Genomic DNA, 16,981 nt, shown 5'->3' with positions numbered 1-16,981 from the left:
CGGCCGAAGCCGGGGCTCTGTTGCGGTTTGCGAGTACCGTGCGTATCAGCTGTCGCCGCCTCCGTCGATCACGGTGGCCGGCGAGACCGAGCAATGGCCGGGTCCGGTCGTGCCTTCGTTATAGGCGGCGAGAATGCCGGCGAGCCGGATCGCGGTGTCGCGTGCCGGGCCCTTCGGCGCGTTGGTGTTACGGCCGATGAACCATGCGGTGGCTTCGGCGATCGCGGCCTGCACCTGGGACGGAGCGCCCGCGCCGGCTTCGGCATTGAGGCGTGCGGCCATGTACTGGTGCGCGAGGATGTAGTACCCGTTGCCACCCTTCGGCGGGGTCCAGAACACCTTGTACCAGGTCTGACCGGACGCGAAGAACAGGGTGTCTTCGCCGATCGAAGCCCAGGTCGCGTCATACGGCGCGGGGCCGTACGTCGAGTGGGTCTTCCAATAACCCTGGGTGTAGGTGCATCCGCTCACGGCGCACAGTTCCGGCACCTTCACGCTGATCACGGCTTCGTCGCTCCTGTTGGCGCCGTTGTCGGTCGCCAGGTTGAGGAGGTTCGGAACCATGAATTCGCATGTGTTACCGGGCCCGACCTGGCTCGGCAATATCCACGACGAGAAAATGTCGAGGCTGTTGACGATGCCCGGATCGGGGTTGATGTCGCCGGTGACGTACTGATTGAAGCTGTCGCACATCAGCGGACTGACCTGCCAACCGAAGCTGTTGCCGAGGTTGAGCCCGGCGGTGCCGTTGAACAGGTCGCTGACCTGCACGCAGGCGTCGGTTTCGACGTTCGGCGAGCCGTACACCAGTGCGGCCTGGTTGGAGGTGTAGCTCTTGAAGCCGCAGTCGCTGGCGTGGCCGGCGGCGTCGTAGCACTTCAGCACGCGCTGGATGCTCGCCTCGTTATAGCCTTCGAGCTTGCCGCTCAGCGCGGCCTCGTAGGTGCAGGTGAGCGAGGTCGGGCCCTGCGGGTCGCAGGTCGGCGACACCGACTGGGTGTCTCCGCCGGCGAAGTGCAAGGTATCGCTCGGATCGGCCGGGCTGAACTGCGGCGTGGCGTCGGCGGGCCAGGAGACCATGATGCCGCCGCTGACCGCGAAGCCGCTTTCCGACTCGATGCTGCGGGTCGCCGCGAGACGATACACCGTCTCGTAGTTGCCGCCGACATTGAGCAGCACCTGCACATCGTCGCACAGGAAGTTGCCGGCGTAGACGCCGCTGGCGATCGGATCGGCCAGGCAGCCCTGCATGCCGACGACCTTCGCGTCGGCCGGCGAAACCACCACGTGCTTGTCGGGAGCCCAAGCGTAGTCGCGGTCGTAGCGGGTCCGCACGGTCTTGCTGATCGCGACGGTCCTGCAGGCGACGTCGACCATGGCCGAGTCGCTGGCAGTGGCGTTGGTGCTGGCGCTGGTGCTCCAGGTGCCGGTCGCGGTGTTGTTGTGCCGGCCCTCGTCGGCGCCGCACACGAACGGCGACGGACGCGGGTAGGTCCACACGTACGGACCGTTGCCGAGACTGAAGCTGTGGTTCGGATCGCCCGGCAGCATCGAGTCGTCGATCGCGAACGTATCGCCGTAGCTCTCGGCCGGGTTCGCCGGGACCGAGAACGACGCCGAAGCGACGAACGTGTACGAACCGCTCGCTCGCTCGCTGGTGACGCCGGCGGCGTTACCGCCTCCGGTGGCATCCAGCAGGAAGGGATGGCTGTTGCTGCTCAAGTCGAATGCGTAATCGCAGGTCAGGATGATCTTGTCCGGATTCGCCGCCGGCTTGGCGCAGGCCAGGGTGTCGGTGTCCCCGCCCTGCGAGGTCCACGCGAGCTGGAACTGGGTCGCACTGTTGTTGAACTGCAGGGTGTCGACCACCGCGGTGGTCTTCCAGCCGAAGTCGAACGGATCCCTGACCGTGATGGTGCCGGCGACGCGGTACATGCCGCGGGTGGTCGGCGTCGCGGTGACGGTGTATTCGACCTGATGGCTGTCGCCGTCGAACATCACGATGTTCTCGGGCGTGACGGTCTTGTCGATCTGCCAGTCGGTATAGCGCTTCCAGCTCGCCGTGGCGGTCTTGTCGCCGCTCGGCTTGGGCAGGAAGCAGTACACCACATGACTGACGCCGGCGGGTTCGCCGCTGGAGTTGAGCGGCGCGAACAGGTTGCTGTCGCCGAGCACGCCGGGGGCGTACTGGAAGACGTTGTAAGCGTTGCCGCCCTTGACCACGATGTAGTCCATCGGCGCGGTCGAGCTGAAGCCGAGGTACCTGTTTTGGTCGGCGGGGGTGTAGTTGAAGGTGATGGTCTGGCCGGCCGCGCCGAGGTTGTAACTTTGGCCGTTGACCGGCGCGCTGCCGGTGCTGCCGCCCAATCCGGACCAGGTCGCGACGCCGGGCAGATCGTCGCAACTGGTGAAATTCCCCGGAAAAGTGGTCGGTTGCACCGAGGCCGCCCAGGCCCCAGTGGGCAAGGCGGCAGCGGCAGCGAGCAGGAACGCCGTTGCAAGCAACGGACGCCAACGTCGAGTGGTGGACATGTCAGAACTCCGTGAGCGGGGTGGCAAAGCACCCTGTTCTTCGCGCTCGGTAGCTCGGCCGTGCTGACCTGGACGGCTCGCACCCGTGGCTTTGCGACGCCGGCTCTCGCCGGTTGTGCCTTTGTCGAGTCCCGTATGACGGCGCGGCGCCCGCTTCCCCAGCGGACGCCGCCGGCGATGGCCGGTGCGTCGCGAACTACAGCGCCGCCCGGTACCGCCTGGCGGCCAATATACGCTTTAAAATGTGATTGCAATCACATTTTCATCATTCGGCGACGAACGGTCGCCGCCGTGGATAAAGGGCGCGGACGGCTGGGTTCGGCGCCGAACCGGGTGTTGCAGCGCCCTTCCCCACTCGGCCGGCCGAACCGCGGCAAGCAGCGCGAAAACCGCATGCCGGATGAAACGCCGGCGCGCGCGGGGTCCAAGCGCAGGGCGTTATCCGACATAATTCACCGATGACGAACAACGCCTTATCCGATCCGCTGGTCATCGCCGGCAAAACCTATCGCTCGCGCCTGTTGACCGGCACCGGCAAGTTCAAGGACCTCGACGAAACCCGCCTGGCGACCGAAGCCGCCGGCGCCGAGATCGTCACCGTCGCCATCCGCCGCACCAACATCGGCCAGAATCCCGGCGAGCCCAACCTGCTCGACGTGCTGCCGCCGGACCGCTACACCCTGCTGCCCAACACCGCCGGCTGCTATACCGCCGACGACGCGGTGCGCACCTGCCGCCTCGCCCGCGAGCTGCTCGACGGCCACAAGCTGGTCAAGCTCGAAGTGCTCGGCGACCAACGCACCCTGTTCCCGGACGTCGTCCAGACCCTGGCCGCTGCCGAGATCCTGGTCAAGGACGGCTTCGACGTCATGGTCTACACCTCCGACGACCCGATCCTGGCCAAGCGCCTGGAACAGATCGGCTGCGTGGCGGTGATGCCGCTGGCCGCGCCGATCGGCTCGGGCCTGGGCGTGCAGAACAAGTACAACCTGCTCGAGATCATCGAGAACGCCAAGGTGCCGATCCTGGTCGACGCCGGCGTCGGCACCGCTTCGGACGCCGCCATCGCGATGGAGCTGGGCTGCGACGGCGTGCTGATGAACACCGCCATCGCCGGCGCCCGCGACCCGATCCTGATGGCGCATGCGATGAAGCTGGCGATCGAGGCCGGCCGCGCCGCGTTCAAGGCCGGCCGCATCCCGCGCAAGCGCTATGCCAGCGCGTCGAGCCCGGTGGACGGGTTGATCGGCTGACATGACTGACCCGTTCTCGAGCGACGGCGCCAAGACCCCGCCCAAGCCGTTCACCGTGGAAGAAGGCCGGCGCCAGGTGCGCAGCTTCGTCCTGCGTCAGGGCCGCTTCACCCCGGCCCAGCAGCGCGCCTTCGACGAACTGTGGCCGCGCTTCGGCATCGACTACCAGGGCGTCCCGCGCGATTACGACGCAATCTTCGGCCGCAGCGCCAAGCGCGTGCTCGAGATCGGCTTCGGCAACGGCGAGGCCTTGCGCTTCGCCGCCCAGCACGACCGCGAACGCGACCTGATCGGCATCGAGGTCCACGCGCCCGGTGTCGGCCGGCTGTTGAACGCCCTGGCCGAAGACGGCAGCGACCACGTCCGCCTGTATCACCACGACGCGGTCGAAGTGTTGAACCACGAAATCGCCGACGCTTCGCTCGACGAGGTCCGGATCTATTTCCCGGACCCCTGGCACAAGAAGCGCCACAACAAGCGCCGCCTGGTCCAGCCGGCGTTCGCCGAGCTGCTGGTGCGCAAGCTCTCGCCCGACGGTCGCTTGCACCTCGCCACCGATTGGCAGGACTATGCCGAACAGATGTGGGACGTGCTCGACGCGACCGTCGGCCTGGTCAACCGCGCCGGCCCGCGCGGCAGCGTGGCCCGGCCGGCGTGGCGTCCGCAGACTCACTTCGAGACCCGCGGCCAGAAACTCGGCCACGGCGTGTGGGATTTGCTGTACGACAAGAAGCCGGGAACTGGGAATCGGGAGTAGGGAACCGGATGCGCCCCACCGAACATTCGCGATGCCTTGCCGAGCCCGAATCCGGTGGCGACGCGTTGCCCTGCCCCTGCTGTTCCGATTCCCGATTCCCCAATCCCGAATCCCGGCCTTAAATGGATACCGCCCTCGCGCTCACCACCGACATGAAGCTCGTTCTCGGGCTGGTGGTCTTCACGATGGCGATGTTCCTGTTCGAGCGCATCCGCGCCGACGTCGTCGCCCTGGTCGTGCTGGTGCTGCTGGGCCTGTCGGGCCTGGTCGAGCCCGACGAGCTGTTCAACGGCTTCTCGGGCAACGCGGTCATCAGCATCATCGCCACGATGATCCTCGGCGCCGGTCTCGACCGCACTGGCGCGCTCAACCGCCTCGCCGCCTGGCTGCTGCGGCGCGCGCACGGCGTCGAGCAACGATTGCTGCTGTTGACCACCGCGGTGGCCGGGCTCAATTCGTCCTTCATGCAGAACCCTTCGGTGATGGCGCTGTACATGCCGGTCGCCTCGCGCCTGTCCTCGCGCACCGGCCTGTCGCTGCCGCGCCTGCTGCTGCCGATCGCCGCGGCCATCGTGATGGGCGGCGCCCTGACCATGGTCGGCAACTCGCCGCTGATCCTGCTCAACGACTTGCTGCTCAACGCCAACAGCAACCTGCCCTCGGGCGCGGCGACCATCGAGCCGCTGAAGATGTTCGCGCCCCTGCCGATCGGCATCGCCCTGCTGGTGGCTTCGCTGGCGTACTTCCATTTCTTCGGCGACAAGCTGCTGCGCGACGACAGCGACAAGGGCGCCACCCCGGCGCGCACCCAGAGCTATTTCGCCAAGGCCTACGGGATCGAAGGCGACGTCTACGAAATGACCGTCACCGCCGACAGCCCGCTGGTCGGCATGTCGCTCGGCGAGGCCGAAGCCCTGCGCGGCGCACCGCTGCTGCTCGCGCTCAAGAGCGACGGCGAAGCGCGGCTGGCGCCGCCTGCCGAGACCCGCATCTGGGTCGGCAGCGTGCTCGGCGCGATGGGGCCGAAGCAGCAGGTCGCCGACTTCGCCCAGAACCAGTTCCTGCGCCTGTCCACGCGCCTGCGCAACTTCGCCGACCTGTTCAATCCCAGCCGCGCCGGCATCTCAGAAGCGGTGGTGCCGGCGACTTCGGCTTACATCGGCAAGACCGCCGGCGACCTGCACCTGCGCAAGCAAGCCGGCCTGAGCCTGCTGGCGATCAACCGCGACAAGAGCGTGCTGCGCGACAACGTGCGCACCGTGCCGATGCGCGCCGGCGACATGCTGGTGTTCCACAGCATCTGGACCGACCTGGCGACCGCGGCGGCGAGCAAGGACCTGGTCGTGGTCACCGACTACCCGAAGGGCGAGCAGCGCCCGCACAAGCTCAAACTCGCGCTGACCATCTTCGCCGTGGCGATGCTGCTGGCCCTGTCCTCGCGCCTGCCGGTGTCGATCGCGCTGATGACCGGCGTGGCCGGCATGCTGATCGCCGGAGTGATCAACATCGACGAGGCTTACGCGGCGATCAACTGGAAGACCGTGTTCCTGATGGCCTGCCTGATCCCGCTGGGCTGGGCGATGGATTCCAGCGGCGCGGCGGCGTGGATCGCCGGCCACACCATCGAGCGCCTGCCGACCGGCACCCCGGTGTGGCTGCTGGAGATCTTCATCGGCTTGCTGACCACGATGTTCTCGCTGGTCATCAGCCATGTCGGCGCGACCATCGTGGTGGTGCCGCTCGCGGTCAACCTCGCGCTGGCCGCCGGCGGCAACCCGACCGCTTTCGCCCTGATCGTGGCGCTGTCGGCCTCGAACAATTTCATGACCGCCTCGAACCCGGTGATCTCGATGATCACCGGCCCGGCCGGCTACACCGGCAAGGAGTTGTGGCGCATCGGCGGCCCGCTGTCGCTGATCTACACCGTGGTGACGGTGCTGATGGTGAATTTGTTGTTCTGGGGCAAGTGACCTCGCAGACGCCGCAGCTTCGGTGCGGTGGCAGGAAAGGCTGTTGGCTGTTGGCTGTCGGCCGCTAACCGTCAACGGCCCTGTCTCACCCCAGCCACACCGCCCCATCGCGCACGGTCACCGCGACCGCGCGCAGCGCTTCGCCCCGACAGGGGCCGGCGACGCACTGGCCGCCTTGCAGTTCGAAACTCGCGCCATGCGCGGCGCAGACCAGCAGGCCGTCCTTGCTCTTGAGGAATTGCCCCGGCGCCCAGTCGAGACGACGGCCGGCATGCGGGCAGATATTCAACCAGGCGCGCACGGCCTCGCCGTCGCGGTACAGCAGCAGCGACTCGGCGTCGCCGTCCAGGCTCGCTTCGACCTCGGCGAAGGCGCCGTCGGCCAGGCGTTCAAGCCCGATCAGGGGCAACGCTGCGTTGCCGCCGTCGGCGGGAGGATTTAACGAACTTCTCACACCCTCGTCCATGCCTGGAACGATACTCCTGTGTCCGGCGTTTGCCGCATTGTCTCACGACACCCTAAATGTTTGCCCAGACCTTCCGATTCTCCGATCACCGACCGCAATGGAATGCGTTCCAGTCGCGCGTGCGCAACGCTTTCGAGCCGCGCAAGCCGCGTCACCGCCTCCTGCGTTTCGTGCTCGGCGTGGTCGGGCTCGGCCTGCTGGCGCTGCTGGTGATGTTCAGCGTGGTGGTCGGCGCGGCGATGATCGCCGTCGGCCTCGCCTACAAGCTGTGGAAGCGCCGCGGCCAGCCGATGGCGCATCGCGGCCACGACATCGTCGAAGGCGAGTTCCGCGTCGTCGACGCGGCACGGCTCGACCATCGCGCCCCTACTTCCTCCACCCATTGAACGCATGAGCGACGCGATCGCGGCACCGCCGCACACCCGCATTCCGGTCCGCGGCGCCGCCGTCGCCGAGGGCACCACCTTCCCGGTCCGCCGCGTCTACTGCGTCGGCCGCAACTTCGCCGAACACGCACGCGAGATGGGCGCGGCCGTACCGACCTCGGCCGCCGACCGCGGCCGCCCGGTGTTCTTCCTCAAGCCGCACGACGCGATCGAGCTCGGCCAGGCCGTGCCCTATCCGCCCGGCACCGACGACCTGCACCATGAGGTCGAACTGGTGGTCGCGATCGGTCGCGACGCGCCGGCCGGCGAGCTCGCCGTCGGCGACGCCCAGGCACTGGTCTACGGTTACGCGGTCGGCCTGGACCTGACCCGCCGCGACCTGCAGTCGCAGGCCAAAGCCAAGGGCCTGCCCTGGGATACCGGCAAGTCCTTCGATCATGCCGCGCCGATCAGCGCGATCGTGCCGGTCGCCGACGTCGGCGAACTCGGCGCGCGCGCCCTGAGCCTGGAAGTGAACGGCGAAGTCCGCCAGCGCGGCACGCTCGACGACCTGGTCTGGAACGTGCCCGAAATCCTGCACGAGCTGTCGCGGCTGTACGCGCTGCGCGCCGGCGACCTGGTTTACATGGGCACGCCCTCCGGGGTCGGCCCCCTGCGGCCGGGCGACCGCTACCACGCCGTGCTCGAAGGCGTGGCCGAGCTGCACGGACACATCATCGCGGCGCCGGTATAGTCGCTCCGGCGCTGCGGCGCCGCCTTCATGTCGTCAACCAGGGAGAGCATGCGGATGGGCATGATCAGCGAGTTCAAAGAGTTCATAGCGCGCGGCAACGTGGTCGATCTGGCCGTCGGTGTGGTGATCGGCGCGGCCTTCGGCAAGATCGTCACCGCCTTGGTCGACGGCATTGTCATGCCCTTCGTCGGCTACCTCAGCGGCGGGGTCAACCTCAGCGACGCCAAGTACGTGCTGACCGCGGCGCAGATGGACGCCGCCGGCAAGGAAGTCGCCGCCGAGGTGGCGATCAAGTACGGCGCCTTCCTGCAGACCGCGGTCGACTTCCTGCTGATCGCGTTGGTGATCTTCCTGTTCCTCAAGGCCTACAACAAGGTCCGCAAGCCCGCCGACGCGGCGCCGCCGGCGACGCCCGAGGACATCGTGCTGCTGCGCGAAATCCGCGATTCGCTGCGCAAGTGAGAACGCTTCGCCCGTTGCGGCAAACCGCCTCAAACCTGGCGATAGGCAGCGACAAAAAACCCTCAAGTCCAACGTGACTTGCGACAGGTAGAGACGAAGCCGCGGGTTGCTAAGCTCGCGGCTTCGTCTTTTCCGGCCGCCTGGCTCCAGGCGGCCTCCGTACTTTCCAGATCAGGGAGTTGGGGATGCGCGCACCGTTGTGGGCAGCGATCGCTGCTGTGTTGTTCGTCGGCTCCGCCGTGGCCGCCCCGCGCGAAACGCGCATCCCCGAGGCCGCCATCGCCGCTGCCGGCGAATTGCGCGAAGCCGCGCTGGCCAGCGACCTGGGTTATCGCATCACCGAATCGCTGACCACCGAGGTCGGCCCGCGCCTGGCCGGCAGCGAAGCCGATGCGCGCGCGGTGAAGTGGGCCGAAGCCAAGTTCCGCGAACTCGGCTTCGACAAGGTCTGGCTGGAGCCGGTGACGTTTCCGAAGTGGGAGCGCCGTAGCGAGCAGGCCGAAGTGCTCGGCGAGCATCGCCAGCCCTTGCACCTGACCGCCCTGGGCGGCAGCCCCGCCGGCAAGGTCGAGGGCGAGATCGTGCGCTTCGCCGACCTCGCCGCGCTGGAAGCCGCGCCGGCCGGTTCGCTCAAGGGCAAGATCGCCTTCATCGATTACCGCATGACCCGCGCCAAGGACGGCGCCGGCTACGGCCCCGGCGGCCGCGTGCGCAGCCGCGGCCCGTCGGCGGCGATCCGCGCCGGCGCCAGCGCCTACCTGATGCGTTCGGCCGGCACCGACTCGCACCGCAACCCGCACACCGGCATCACCCGTTTCGACGAAGGCCTGACCCCGATCCCGTCGGCCGCGCTGGCCGCGCCCGACGCCGACCAGCTCGCCCGCCTCGCCGCGCGCGGCCCGGTGCGGGTGCGCGTCGCCCTGGACTGCGGCTGGGACGGCGAAGCGACCTCGCACAACGTCATCGGCGAGATCCGCGGCAAGAGCAAGCCCGAGGAAGTCGTGATCATCGGCGGCCACCTGGACTCGTGGGACCTCGGCACCGGCGCGATCGACGACGGCGCCGGCGTCGGCCTGACCATGGCCGCGGCCAAGCTGATCGGCCAGAGCAAGCTGCGCCCGGCGCGCAGCATCCGGGTGATCGCCTTCGCCAACGAAGAACAGGGCCTGTACGGCGGCAAGGCCTATGCGCTCAAGCATGCCGCGCAGGTCAAGCAACACCAGATCGGCGCCGAGAGCGATTTCGGCGCGGGCCGCATCTACGCCTATTCGAGTTCGGCCCCGGCGCATGCGCAGGCCGCCGACAAGCAGATCGCCGAAGCCCTGGCGCCGCTCGGCATCGAGCACACCCCGGGCAAGGGCGGGCCGGGTCCGGACATCTCGCCGTTCGCCGCGCAAGGCCTGGCCTGGGCGCGCCTGGCCCAGGACGGCAGCGACTACTTCGACTATCACCACACTCCCGACGACACCCTCGACAAGATCGACCCGAAGGCGCTGGCGCAGAACGTCGCCGCGTATGCGGTGTTCGCCTACCTGGCCGCCTCGGCCGAAGGCGATTTCGGCAGCGAAGCCAAGGCGGTTACGCCGCCGGAAGAGTGAAGCGCCGCGGTACCGCCGCTTGCCCGAGGCCACGGCAGAATCTGTTCGATCCACCCTGGTCTCTGCTTGGATCCGGCGCCCTCACCCCAACCCCACTCCCGCACGCGGGAGAGGGGCTTTGAATCGGGCGGGACGGTCGGTTCGCTAGCTCGACGGAGACAAAGCCAGCCCCTTTCTCGCATGCGGGAGAGGGGTTTTGTTTTTGCGCGGCACGGTGGTGTCGTCGGCTGGAAGCGACGCAGGCTCAGTCCCCTCTCCGCTTGCGGGAGAGGGTCAGGGTGAGGGCGCTGCTACGCCCTGGAAGCGAAGCGGTTAGGGCACTCGCCGCCCCAAGGGCTAGGCGCTGCGCGCCGTCCAGGCCGCCAGCAGCACCGCGGTCGCCGCGGCGACGTTGAGGCTTTCGACCTTGCCGCTGCCGGGAATCGACAAACGCAGGTCGCAGGCGGCGACGAGGTCGCGATCCATGCCTTCGCTTTCCGCGCCCAGCACGTAGACCAGGCGCTGCGGCAGCGGGGTCGCGAAGGCATTGTCGCCCCCGGAGACCACCGTCGCGGCCAGGGCGAAACCGGCGCCGCGCAGCTGGGTCAGCGCATTGTCGCTGCGGCCCATGCGCACCATCGGCACCGCTTCGGCGCCGCCCTCGGCGACGCGCGCCGCGGCGCCGGACAGGGCCAGGGTCGAGTCTTTCGGCATCAGCACCGCGGCGACGCCGAAGTGCGCGGCCGAACGCAGGATCGCGCCGAGGTTGTGCGGGTTGCCGACGCCATCGAGCCAGATCGCCAGCTGCGGGCCGTCCGGCAAATCGCGCAGCCATTCCGACAAGGAGACCGGCTCCTCGCGCAATACGTCGGCGACCACGCCTTCGTGGTGGCCGCTCGCGGCGAGTTTGTCGAGGTCGGCCTCCTCGACCACGCGATAGCCGACCCGGTTGGCCACGCACCACGCCAGCAAGGGCTGCAGGGCGGGAATGCGGTTGCCGCTCAGGTACAGCTTGCGGATCGCGTGCGGCCGGCGCGCGAACACGGCGCGGATCGCATTGAGGCCGTACAGGCGCAGCTCGACGTCGCGGCGTGCGCGCTGCGGATGCGGCGCCTCGAACATGTCCCCGCCGAGGGGCTGGCGCAGATCGGACTCGTCGCGTTGGCGATAGGGCCGCTCGTCGCGCTCGTGGCGTTCCGGCCGGGCCCGCTCGCGCGGTGGACGCGTGTCGCCGGCGTGTTGGGTGCGTTGCTCGCGCCGCTCCGAGCGCGAGTGCGGGTGGGCGTGCGCATGTCCGCTGCGGTCGTGTCCACCGCGATAGGGCGACGGCGGCGGCTCGACCGGCCCCGCGCCAGCCGGCGCATCCGGCTCGCGCCGCGGGCGCTGTTCGTCGTCGCGGCGAGGGCCGGTACGCCAGGGGCTCTGTCCCGGCGCGATGGGGGCGCGCGGGCCGCGCGGGGGATCACGTCGCATCGTCGAGACTCCTTCTTACCTTGGCGAACACCCGCAGGTCGTGCAGTCGCCCGCGCTTGAACACGGCGCAGCGCTGCACGCCTTCTTCTTCGAAACCGTTCTTCAGCAACACCCGCGCCGAGGCCGGGTTGTGGTCGAGCACGGTCGCGCACAGCCGATACAGCGACAGCTCGCGCATGACCCAGGGTGCGAATACGCCGACCGCGCGGGTCATCAGGCCGCTATTCCACAGCGCGCGGCCGAGCCAGTAACCGAGCTCGGCGCTGTGGCCGCGCTCGCCCTGGCCGGCGCGCACGCCGATGCCGCCGCACGCGCGGCCGTCGACTTCTATCGCGAACACCGGAGCCGAGAAATCGACGACCTGGCCGGACAGGAAGCGTTCGCCGTCCTCGCGGGTATAGGGATAGGGAAAACGGTCGCTGGTGGAACGCGAGACGTGTTCGTCGTTGGCGTGCAGGACCAGGCTGTCGAGGTCGTCGGGCCGCCAGCGGCGCAGGACGAAGCCATCGCCAAGCAGGCGGATATCGCCCGGGTCGGATAAGGGAGCGGCGTTCATGGCGATAGCGTACTGCATCGCCCTCGGCGGGCGGAAACCGCGGCCTTTAGACCGATCGGGAGGCAGGAGCGGTGCGAGCCGCGACCTGCGTCTTGGCCGCAGCCCGCGGTCGCGGCTCGCGCCGCTCCTGCCCTGAGAGCGGTCCGTCCAGCCCGGAGGCGGACGGCTTACCCGATCAGGCGTGACCGCCGGCCTGCGGGGTTTCCTTTTCCAGTTTCTCCAGTTCGTGTGCGACCGCCTCGGGCGACTTGGTGTAGCGCGCGAGCAGCACGTAGAACGCCGGCACGATGAACAGCGACAACAGGGTCGAGAACGACACACCGAAGATCACCACGATGCCGATCGTCGCGCGGCTCGCCGAGCCCGGGCCGCCGGCCAGGACCAGGGGCACGGCCCCGACCACGGTCGCGATCGAGGTCATCAGGATCGGGCGCAGGCGCACCGCCGAGGACTCGACGATCGCGGCATGGATGCTGCGGCCCTCGTCGCGCAACTGGTTGGCGAATTCGACGATCAGGATGCCGTTCTTCGCCGCCAGGCCGACCAGCATGACGATGCCGATCTGACTGAACAGGTTGAGGGTGCCGCCGGTCATCCACAAGCCGAGCAAGGCGCCGAGCACGCCGAGCGGCACGGTCAGCATGATCACGAACGGATGGATGAAGCTCTCGAACTGCGCCGCGAGCACCAGGTACACCACCAGCAGCGCGAGAGTGAAGGTCATCAGGACCGCGCCGCCGGCCTTCTGGTATTCGCGCGATTCGCCCTTCCAGTCGATCTGCGCCTGCTCCGGCAGTTCTTCCTCGACCACCTGGTTGAGCCAGGTGATCGCCTCGCCCATGGAGTAGCCGGGTGCGAGGCCGGCGCTGACGGTGATCGCGCGCAGCCGGTTGAAGCGGTTGAGGCTGCCCGGCTCGGCCAGCTCCTTCAGCGTGACCAGGTTCGACAGCGGCACCAGGCCGCCGTCGCGGGCGCGCACCTGGATCGCCGCCAGGTCGGCAGGCGAGGCGCGCACTTCGCGCCCGGCCTGGACGATCACGTCGTACTCCTCGCCGTTCTGCACGAAGGTGGTCGCGCGGCGCGACCCCATCATGGTCTCCAGCGAATGGCCGATGTCGGTGACGCTGACGCCGAGGTCGGCGGCGCGCTGGCGGTCGATCTCCACGCGCATCTGCGGCCGGGTTTCCTTGTAGTCCGAATCGACCGAGAACAGACCCTTGTTCTGCTCGATGCGGGCCAGCAGGCGGTCGCGCCATTTCGCCAGTTCGACGTATTCGGGGCCGCCGAGCACGATCTGGATCGGCTGCCCGCGGGTGCGCACCAGGCCGCCGCCGACCTGCGGCAGCGCGCGCACGCCGGTCAGCTGGCCAAGCTCGCTGCGCAAGCCGTCGGCGACGTCGGCGGTGCTGACCTCGCGCTTGTCCCAATCCTGAAGGAACACCGCGATGCGGCCGGTATGCATTTCCTCGCTGGCGCCGAAGCCGCCGGGCACGCGCGGATTGTAGCGCTGGATGGTCTGGTCCGGCCCGGTGTGCGAGGCGATGATCTTTTCGACCTGTTGCACCTGCTTGACCGTGTAGTCGTAACCGGCGCCTTCCGGGCCGACGATCGAGACCTGGAACGAGCCGCGATCTTCCTGCGGCGCCAGCTCCGACGGCACCAGCTTGAACAGGCCGAAGCTCAGGGCGAGCGCGATCAACAGCAGCACGCCGAACAGCCACGGCCGCTCGACGGTGCGGTCGAGCAGCCCCTTGTAGCGCCGGCTCACGCCGTCGAGACGCGCGTTGACCCAGCGGTTGACCGGGTTGGATTTCTCTTCGCTGTGCGGGCGCACGAACTTCGACGACATCATCGGCGTCAGGGTCAGGGCGACGAAGGCCGACAAGGCCACCGCGCCGGCCAGCGCCACCGACAACTCGCGGAACAGCCGCCCGGTGTTGCCTTCCATGAAACCGATCGGCAGGAACACCGCGACCAGCACCGCGGTGGTCGCGATCACCGCGAATGCGACCTGCTTGGTGCCGCGCGCGGCGGCGACCAGTTTCGGCTCGCCGAGGTCGGCGCGGCGCTGGATGTTCTCCAGCACCACGATCGCATCGTCGACCACCAGGCCGATGCACAGCACCAGCGCCAGCAAGGTCAACAGGTTGATCGAGAAGTCGAAGGCGTACAGCGGGATGAAGGCGGCGATCAGGCACACCGGCACGGTCACCGCCGGGATCAGCGCGGCGCGGAAGCTGCCGAGGAACAGCCAGATCACGATCAACACCAGCACCACCGCCTCGGCCAGCGTGTGGTACACGCGTTCGACCGCCGACTCGATGAAGATGGTGGTGTCGAAGGCGACGAAGATGTCGGTGCCGTCCGGCAGGCCGGGGCGGATCTTGTCGGCCTCGGCGCGGATCGCGCGGGCCACGTCGAGGCTGTTCGCGGTCGAGGTCTTGACGATGCCCAGGCCGATGTTGGGCTCGCCGTTGCTGCGGTAATAGGCGCGGCGTTCGGCCGAATCGAGCTCGATCTTGGCCACGTCGCCGAGCCGCACCACATAACCGTCGGCGCCCTTCTTCAGCGGGATCTGGGCGAAGTCCTCGGGCTTTTGGTAGCTGCGCGCGACCCGCAGGGTGAAGTCGCGCGACTGCGATTCGATGCGCCCGGCCGGCAGCTCGACGTTCTCGGCCCCGAGCGCGGCCTCGACTTCGTTGACGGTGATGTCGCGCGCGGCCAGCGCGTCCTGGTCGAGCCAGATGCGCATGGCGTAGCGCTGCTGGCCGCCGATGCGGACCTGGGCGACGCCGTCGACCGACGACAGGCGGTCGACCACGTAACGCTCCGCGTAGTCGGACAGCTGCAGCGTGTCCATCTGCTTGGAGCTCATGTTGAGCCACAGGATCGGGTCGGCGTCGCTCTCGACCTTCTCGATCTGCGGCGGGTCGGCCTCGTCCGGCATGCGGTTGGACACGCGGCTGACCGCGTCGCGCACATCGTTGGCCGCGGCTTCGATCTCGCGCTGCAGGGTGAACTCGATGCTGATCGAGGCGCGTCCGTTGACGCTGCGCGACTCGATGCTTTCGATGCCCTCGATGCCGGCCAGCGCGTCTTCCAGCACCTGGGTGATGCGGGTCTCGACCACCGCCGCCGAGGCGCCGGGATAGGTCACGTCGACCGAGACCACCGGCGGGTCGATCGCCGGCAATTCGCGCAAGGTCAGGCGCGAGAACGCCATCACGCCGAGGGCGATCAACAGCAGGCTCATCACGGTGGCGAACACCGGACGGCGGATCGACAGGTCGGAAATATTCATTGCGCTTCGCCGCCGTCGCGGCGCTTGGGCGCGCTGCGCTTGGGCGCTATGTAGATCGGCACGACCCGGGGCCGGTCGCCCGCGGCCTGCTCGGGGTCGCTGGCGAGGTCTTCAGGCGGCGCCACCGGCACGCTGCGCAAACGGAAGTCCAGAGCGCGCTTGACCGCGGCGCGCAGGTCGCCGGCATCGGGCTTGCGCGGCAGCGAGGACAGCAGGGAACGCATCCAGTCAGCCATTCGCGCCGCCCTTCGCCGCGGCGGCGCCCTTCTGTGCCGGCGGCTTCGTGCCGGCGGCCTGGACCTTGTTGCCGACGCGCAGCTTGCCGGTGCCGTCGACGACGATGACGTCGCCGACCTTGAGGCCCTTGACGATTTCGGCCAGGCCTTCGCGGCGGGTGCCGACTTCCACGTCGGCGCGCTCGACCGTGTTGTCCGGCTTGACCCGGAACACGTAGGAATCGGTACCGACCTGCACCACCGCGATCTCCGGCACCAACAGCGCCTGGCGTTCGGGCTGCAACAAGGTCACCTGCATCAGCATGCCCGGACGCAGGCGATGCTCGGGATTGGGGAAATCGGCGCGCACCGTGATCGCGCGCGTGGCCGGGTCGACCCGCGCGTCGATCGTGCTGACCTCGCCCTGGAACGGCCGGTCCGGATACGCGGCGCTGCGGCCCTCGACGGTCTGGCCCTTGGCCACGCGGGCCAACTGGGTTTCCGGCACCGGGAAATCGACGTAGACCCGGCCGGTGTCGTCGAGGGTCGCGATCGGCGTGCCCGGCGTCACCAGCGAGCCGGGGCTGACCTGGCGGATGCCCAGCACGCCGGCGAACGGCGCGCGGATCACCCGGTCGCCGATGTCGGCCTTCATTTGTTCGACCCGGGCGCGGGCGGCGTCGCGGGTCGCGCGCTGGGTATCGAGCGCCGAACGCGCGATCAGCTGCTGCGCGGCCAGTTCGCTCTGGCGCTGGTACAGGGCGGCGGCTTCCTTGGCGGTGGCCTCGGCCTGGGCCAGCGCGGCCTGCTGCGCCTTGCCGCTGAGGGTGACCAGGGATGCGCCGGCGGCGACCTGATCGCCACTGTCGAAGTGCACGCCCTGGACGATTTCGCTGACCTTGGCGGTGACCGTGATCGACTCGCGCGCCTTGACGTTGCCCAGCGCCTGCACGGTGTCGTTCCAGGGCCGCAGGCGGACCGGCTCGGTGGTGACCGGGATCGGACGATCGCCGCCCTGCCCTGCCTGGGGCGCTCCGCCCTTGCTGCCGCAGGCGGCCAGAGCGAGGGCGAAGGCAAGGGTGCAGCAGGAGCGAAGGCCGGTACGTGGTCGCATGCGGTTCTCTGAACGGGTACCCGGAAGGGCGGCGGCGCGGGTCTGGCGGGCGCTGTCGCGACCCGGGCAGGCGATCCGCGCGGAAGGTAGAGCCGGCGCGGCGATGAGGCCGCGCGATTCTAGCGGTGCAGCATTAACGCTCGCGTGGGCCATTGGTTGACCACCGTATAGGCAAAGTCGTCCCGG

14 protein-coding genes and 1 riboswitch are annotated in these 16,981 nt (G+C 68.7%); of the genes, 7 read left to right on the top strand and 7 right to left on the bottom strand.

Annotated elements, in window-relative coordinates; genetic code table 11:
- Positions 1-45 precede the first annotated feature (45 nt).
- Entirely contained in the window at positions 46-2,532 is a 2,487-nt protein-coding gene (locus ACSAMQ_RS01815) for a hypothetical protein (protein WP_435394001.1), read from the bottom strand.
- A 45-nt stretch (positions 2,533-2,577) separates the two neighbouring features.
- A riboswitch (cyclic di-GMP riboswitch) is annotated at positions 2,578-2,662 on the bottom strand.
- A 328-nt stretch (positions 2,663-2,990) separates the two neighbouring features.
- Between ACSAMQ_RS01815 and ACSAMQ_RS01810 the strand changes: the two genes are divergently transcribed.
- The 3 genes from ACSAMQ_RS01810 to ACSAMQ_RS01800 all read left to right on the top strand — a co-directional run bounded on the left by ACSAMQ_RS01810 (position 2,991) and on the right by ACSAMQ_RS01800 (position 6,512).
- The gene (locus ACSAMQ_RS01810; RefSeq protein ID WP_408952747.1) at positions 2,991-3,785 is read left to right on the top strand and encodes a thiazole synthase; all 795 of its coding nucleotides are present in this window, start codon (positions 2,991-2,993) and stop codon (positions 3,783-3,785) included.
- 1 nt (position 3,786) lies between these two features.
- Complete coding sequence (gene trmB, locus ACSAMQ_RS01805) at positions 3,787-4,542, top strand: tRNA (guanosine(46)-N7)-methyltransferase TrmB (RefSeq protein ID WP_435394000.1); 756 nt, start codon at positions 3,787-3,789, stop codon at positions 4,540-4,542.
- 122 nt (positions 4,543-4,664) lie between these two features.
- Positions 4,665-6,512, top strand: a complete 1,848-nt coding sequence (locus ACSAMQ_RS01800) for an SLC13 family permease (protein ID WP_435393999.1) — start codon at positions 4,665-4,667, stop codon at positions 6,510-6,512.
- A gap of 85 nt (positions 6,513-6,597) precedes the next feature.
- On the opposite strand, the gene ACSAMQ_RS01795 is transcribed toward ACSAMQ_RS01800, so the two are convergent.
- Positions 6,598-6,978, bottom strand: coding sequence for a Rieske (2Fe-2S) protein (locus ACSAMQ_RS01795; RefSeq protein ID WP_435393998.1), 381 nt, complete (start codon positions 6,976-6,978; stop codon positions 6,598-6,600).
- 56 nt (positions 6,979-7,034) lie between these two features.
- Here ACSAMQ_RS01795 and ACSAMQ_RS01790 point away from each other — a divergent pair, with 56 nt between their 5' ends.
- The 4 genes from ACSAMQ_RS01790 (at position 7,035) to ACSAMQ_RS01775 (ending at position 10,157) form a co-directional block, all read left to right on the top strand.
- On the top strand, positions 7,035-7,364 hold the full coding sequence (locus ACSAMQ_RS01790; protein ID WP_435393997.1) for a hypothetical protein: 330 nt from the start codon (positions 7,035-7,037) through the stop codon (positions 7,362-7,364).
- Between the two features lie 4 nt (positions 7,365-7,368).
- Positions 7,369-8,097 carry a fumarylacetoacetate hydrolase family protein gene (locus tag ACSAMQ_RS01785; RefSeq protein ID WP_435393996.1) on the top strand — a complete coding sequence of 243 codons (729 nt, stop codon included), beginning with the start codon at positions 7,369-7,371 and terminating at the stop codon, positions 8,095-8,097.
- A 54-nt stretch (positions 8,098-8,151) separates the two neighbouring features.
- The gene (gene mscL, locus ACSAMQ_RS01780; protein ID WP_435393995.1) at positions 8,152-8,559 is read left to right on the top strand and encodes a large-conductance mechanosensitive channel protein MscL; all 408 of its coding nucleotides are present in this window, start codon (positions 8,152-8,154) and stop codon (positions 8,557-8,559) included.
- A gap of 185 nt (positions 8,560-8,744) precedes the next feature.
- Positions 8,745-10,157 (top strand): M28 family peptidase, encoded by a 1,413-nt coding sequence (locus ACSAMQ_RS01775; RefSeq protein WP_435393994.1) that lies wholly within the window; start codon positions 8,745-8,747, stop codon positions 10,155-10,157.
- Positions 10,158-10,493: 336 nt separating this feature from the next.
- On the opposite strand, the gene ACSAMQ_RS01770 is transcribed toward ACSAMQ_RS01775, so the two are convergent.
- From ACSAMQ_RS01770 to ACSAMQ_RS01750, 5 genes are all read right to left on the bottom strand, one after another.
- Positions 10,494-11,282, bottom strand: a complete 789-nt coding sequence (locus ACSAMQ_RS01770; protein WP_435394017.1) for a TrmH family RNA methyltransferase — start codon at positions 11,280-11,282, stop codon at positions 10,494-10,496.
- Between the two features lie 316 nt (positions 11,283-11,598).
- Positions 11,599-12,165: a GNAT family N-acetyltransferase gene (locus tag ACSAMQ_RS01765; protein WP_435393993.1), complete on the bottom strand. Its 567-nt coding sequence runs from the start codon at positions 12,163-12,165 to the stop codon at positions 11,599-11,601.
- A gap of 175 nt (positions 12,166-12,340) precedes the next feature.
- On the bottom strand, positions 12,341-15,466 hold the full coding sequence (locus ACSAMQ_RS01760; protein ID WP_435393992.1) for an efflux RND transporter permease subunit: 3,126 nt from the start codon (positions 15,464-15,466) through the stop codon (positions 12,341-12,343).
- Positions 15,463-15,690 carry a hypothetical protein gene (locus ACSAMQ_RS01755; RefSeq protein WP_435393991.1) on the bottom strand — a complete coding sequence of 76 codons (228 nt, stop codon included), beginning with the start codon at positions 15,688-15,690 and terminating at the stop codon, positions 15,463-15,465. Before ACSAMQ_RS01755 ends, ACSAMQ_RS01760 begins: the two co-directional genes overlap by 4 nt.
- Positions 15,691-15,694: 4 nt before the next feature.
- Positions 15,695-16,795: an efflux RND transporter periplasmic adaptor subunit gene (locus ACSAMQ_RS01750; protein ID WP_435393990.1), complete on the bottom strand. Its 1,101-nt coding sequence runs from the start codon at positions 16,793-16,795 to the stop codon at positions 15,695-15,697.
- Between the last annotated feature and the right edge of the window lie 186 nt (positions 16,796-16,981).

Origin of the sequence: Lysobacter sp. 1R34A (assembly GCF_051217035.1) — a bacterium.
Taxonomy (GTDB): Bacteria; Pseudomonadota; Gammaproteobacteria; order Xanthomonadales; family Xanthomonadaceae; genus Lysobacter.
Note: the sequence above shows the minus strand (reverse complement) of the source record. Positions and strands in the feature narration are given on the sequence as shown.

Excerpts from the sequence above, each read along its gene's own strand:
- ACSAMQ_RS01815 (WP_435394001.1), bottom strand. The coding sequence starts at position 2,532 with ATGTCCACCACTCGACGTTGGCGTCCGTTGCTTGCAACGGCGTTCCTG.
- ACSAMQ_RS01765 (WP_435393993.1), bottom strand. The coding sequence starts at position 12,165 with ATGAACGCCGCTCCCTTATCCGACCCGGGCGATATCCGCCTGCTTGGC.
- ACSAMQ_RS01790 (WP_435393997.1), top strand. The coding sequence starts at position 7,035 with ATGTTTGCCCAGACCTTCCGATTCTCCGATCACCGACCGCAATGGAAT.
- trmB (WP_435394000.1), top strand. The coding sequence starts at position 3,787 with ATGACTGACCCGTTCTCGAGCGACGGCGCCAAGACCCCGCCCAAGCCG.
- ACSAMQ_RS01750 (WP_435393990.1), bottom strand. The coding sequence starts at position 16,795 with ATGCGACCACGTACCGGCCTTCGCTCCTGCTGCACCCTTGCCTTCGCC.
- ACSAMQ_RS01810 (WP_408952747.1), top strand. The coding sequence starts at position 2,991 with ATGACGAACAACGCCTTATCCGATCCGCTGGTCATCGCCGGCAAAACC.
- ACSAMQ_RS01775 (WP_435393994.1), top strand. The coding sequence starts at position 8,745 with ATGCGCGCACCGTTGTGGGCAGCGATCGCTGCTGTGTTGTTCGTCGGC.
- ACSAMQ_RS01795 (WP_435393998.1), bottom strand. The coding sequence starts at position 6,978 with ATGGACGAGGGTGTGAGAAGTTCGTTAAATCCTCCCGCCGACGGCGGC.
- ACSAMQ_RS01785 (WP_435393996.1), top strand. The coding sequence starts at position 7,369 with ATGAGCGACGCGATCGCGGCACCGCCGCACACCCGCATTCCGGTCCGC.
- ACSAMQ_RS01760 (WP_435393992.1), bottom strand. The coding sequence starts at position 15,466 with ATGAATATTTCCGACCTGTCGATCCGCCGTCCGGTGTTCGCCACCGTG.
- ACSAMQ_RS01755 (WP_435393991.1), bottom strand. The coding sequence starts at position 15,690 with ATGCGTTCCCTGCTGTCCTCGCTGCCGCGCAAGCCCGATGCCGGCGAC.
- ACSAMQ_RS01800 (WP_435393999.1), top strand. The coding sequence starts at position 4,665 with ATGGATACCGCCCTCGCGCTCACCACCGACATGAAGCTCGTTCTCGGG.
- mscL (WP_435393995.1), top strand. The coding sequence starts at position 8,152 with ATGGGCATGATCAGCGAGTTCAAAGAGTTCATAGCGCGCGGCAACGTG.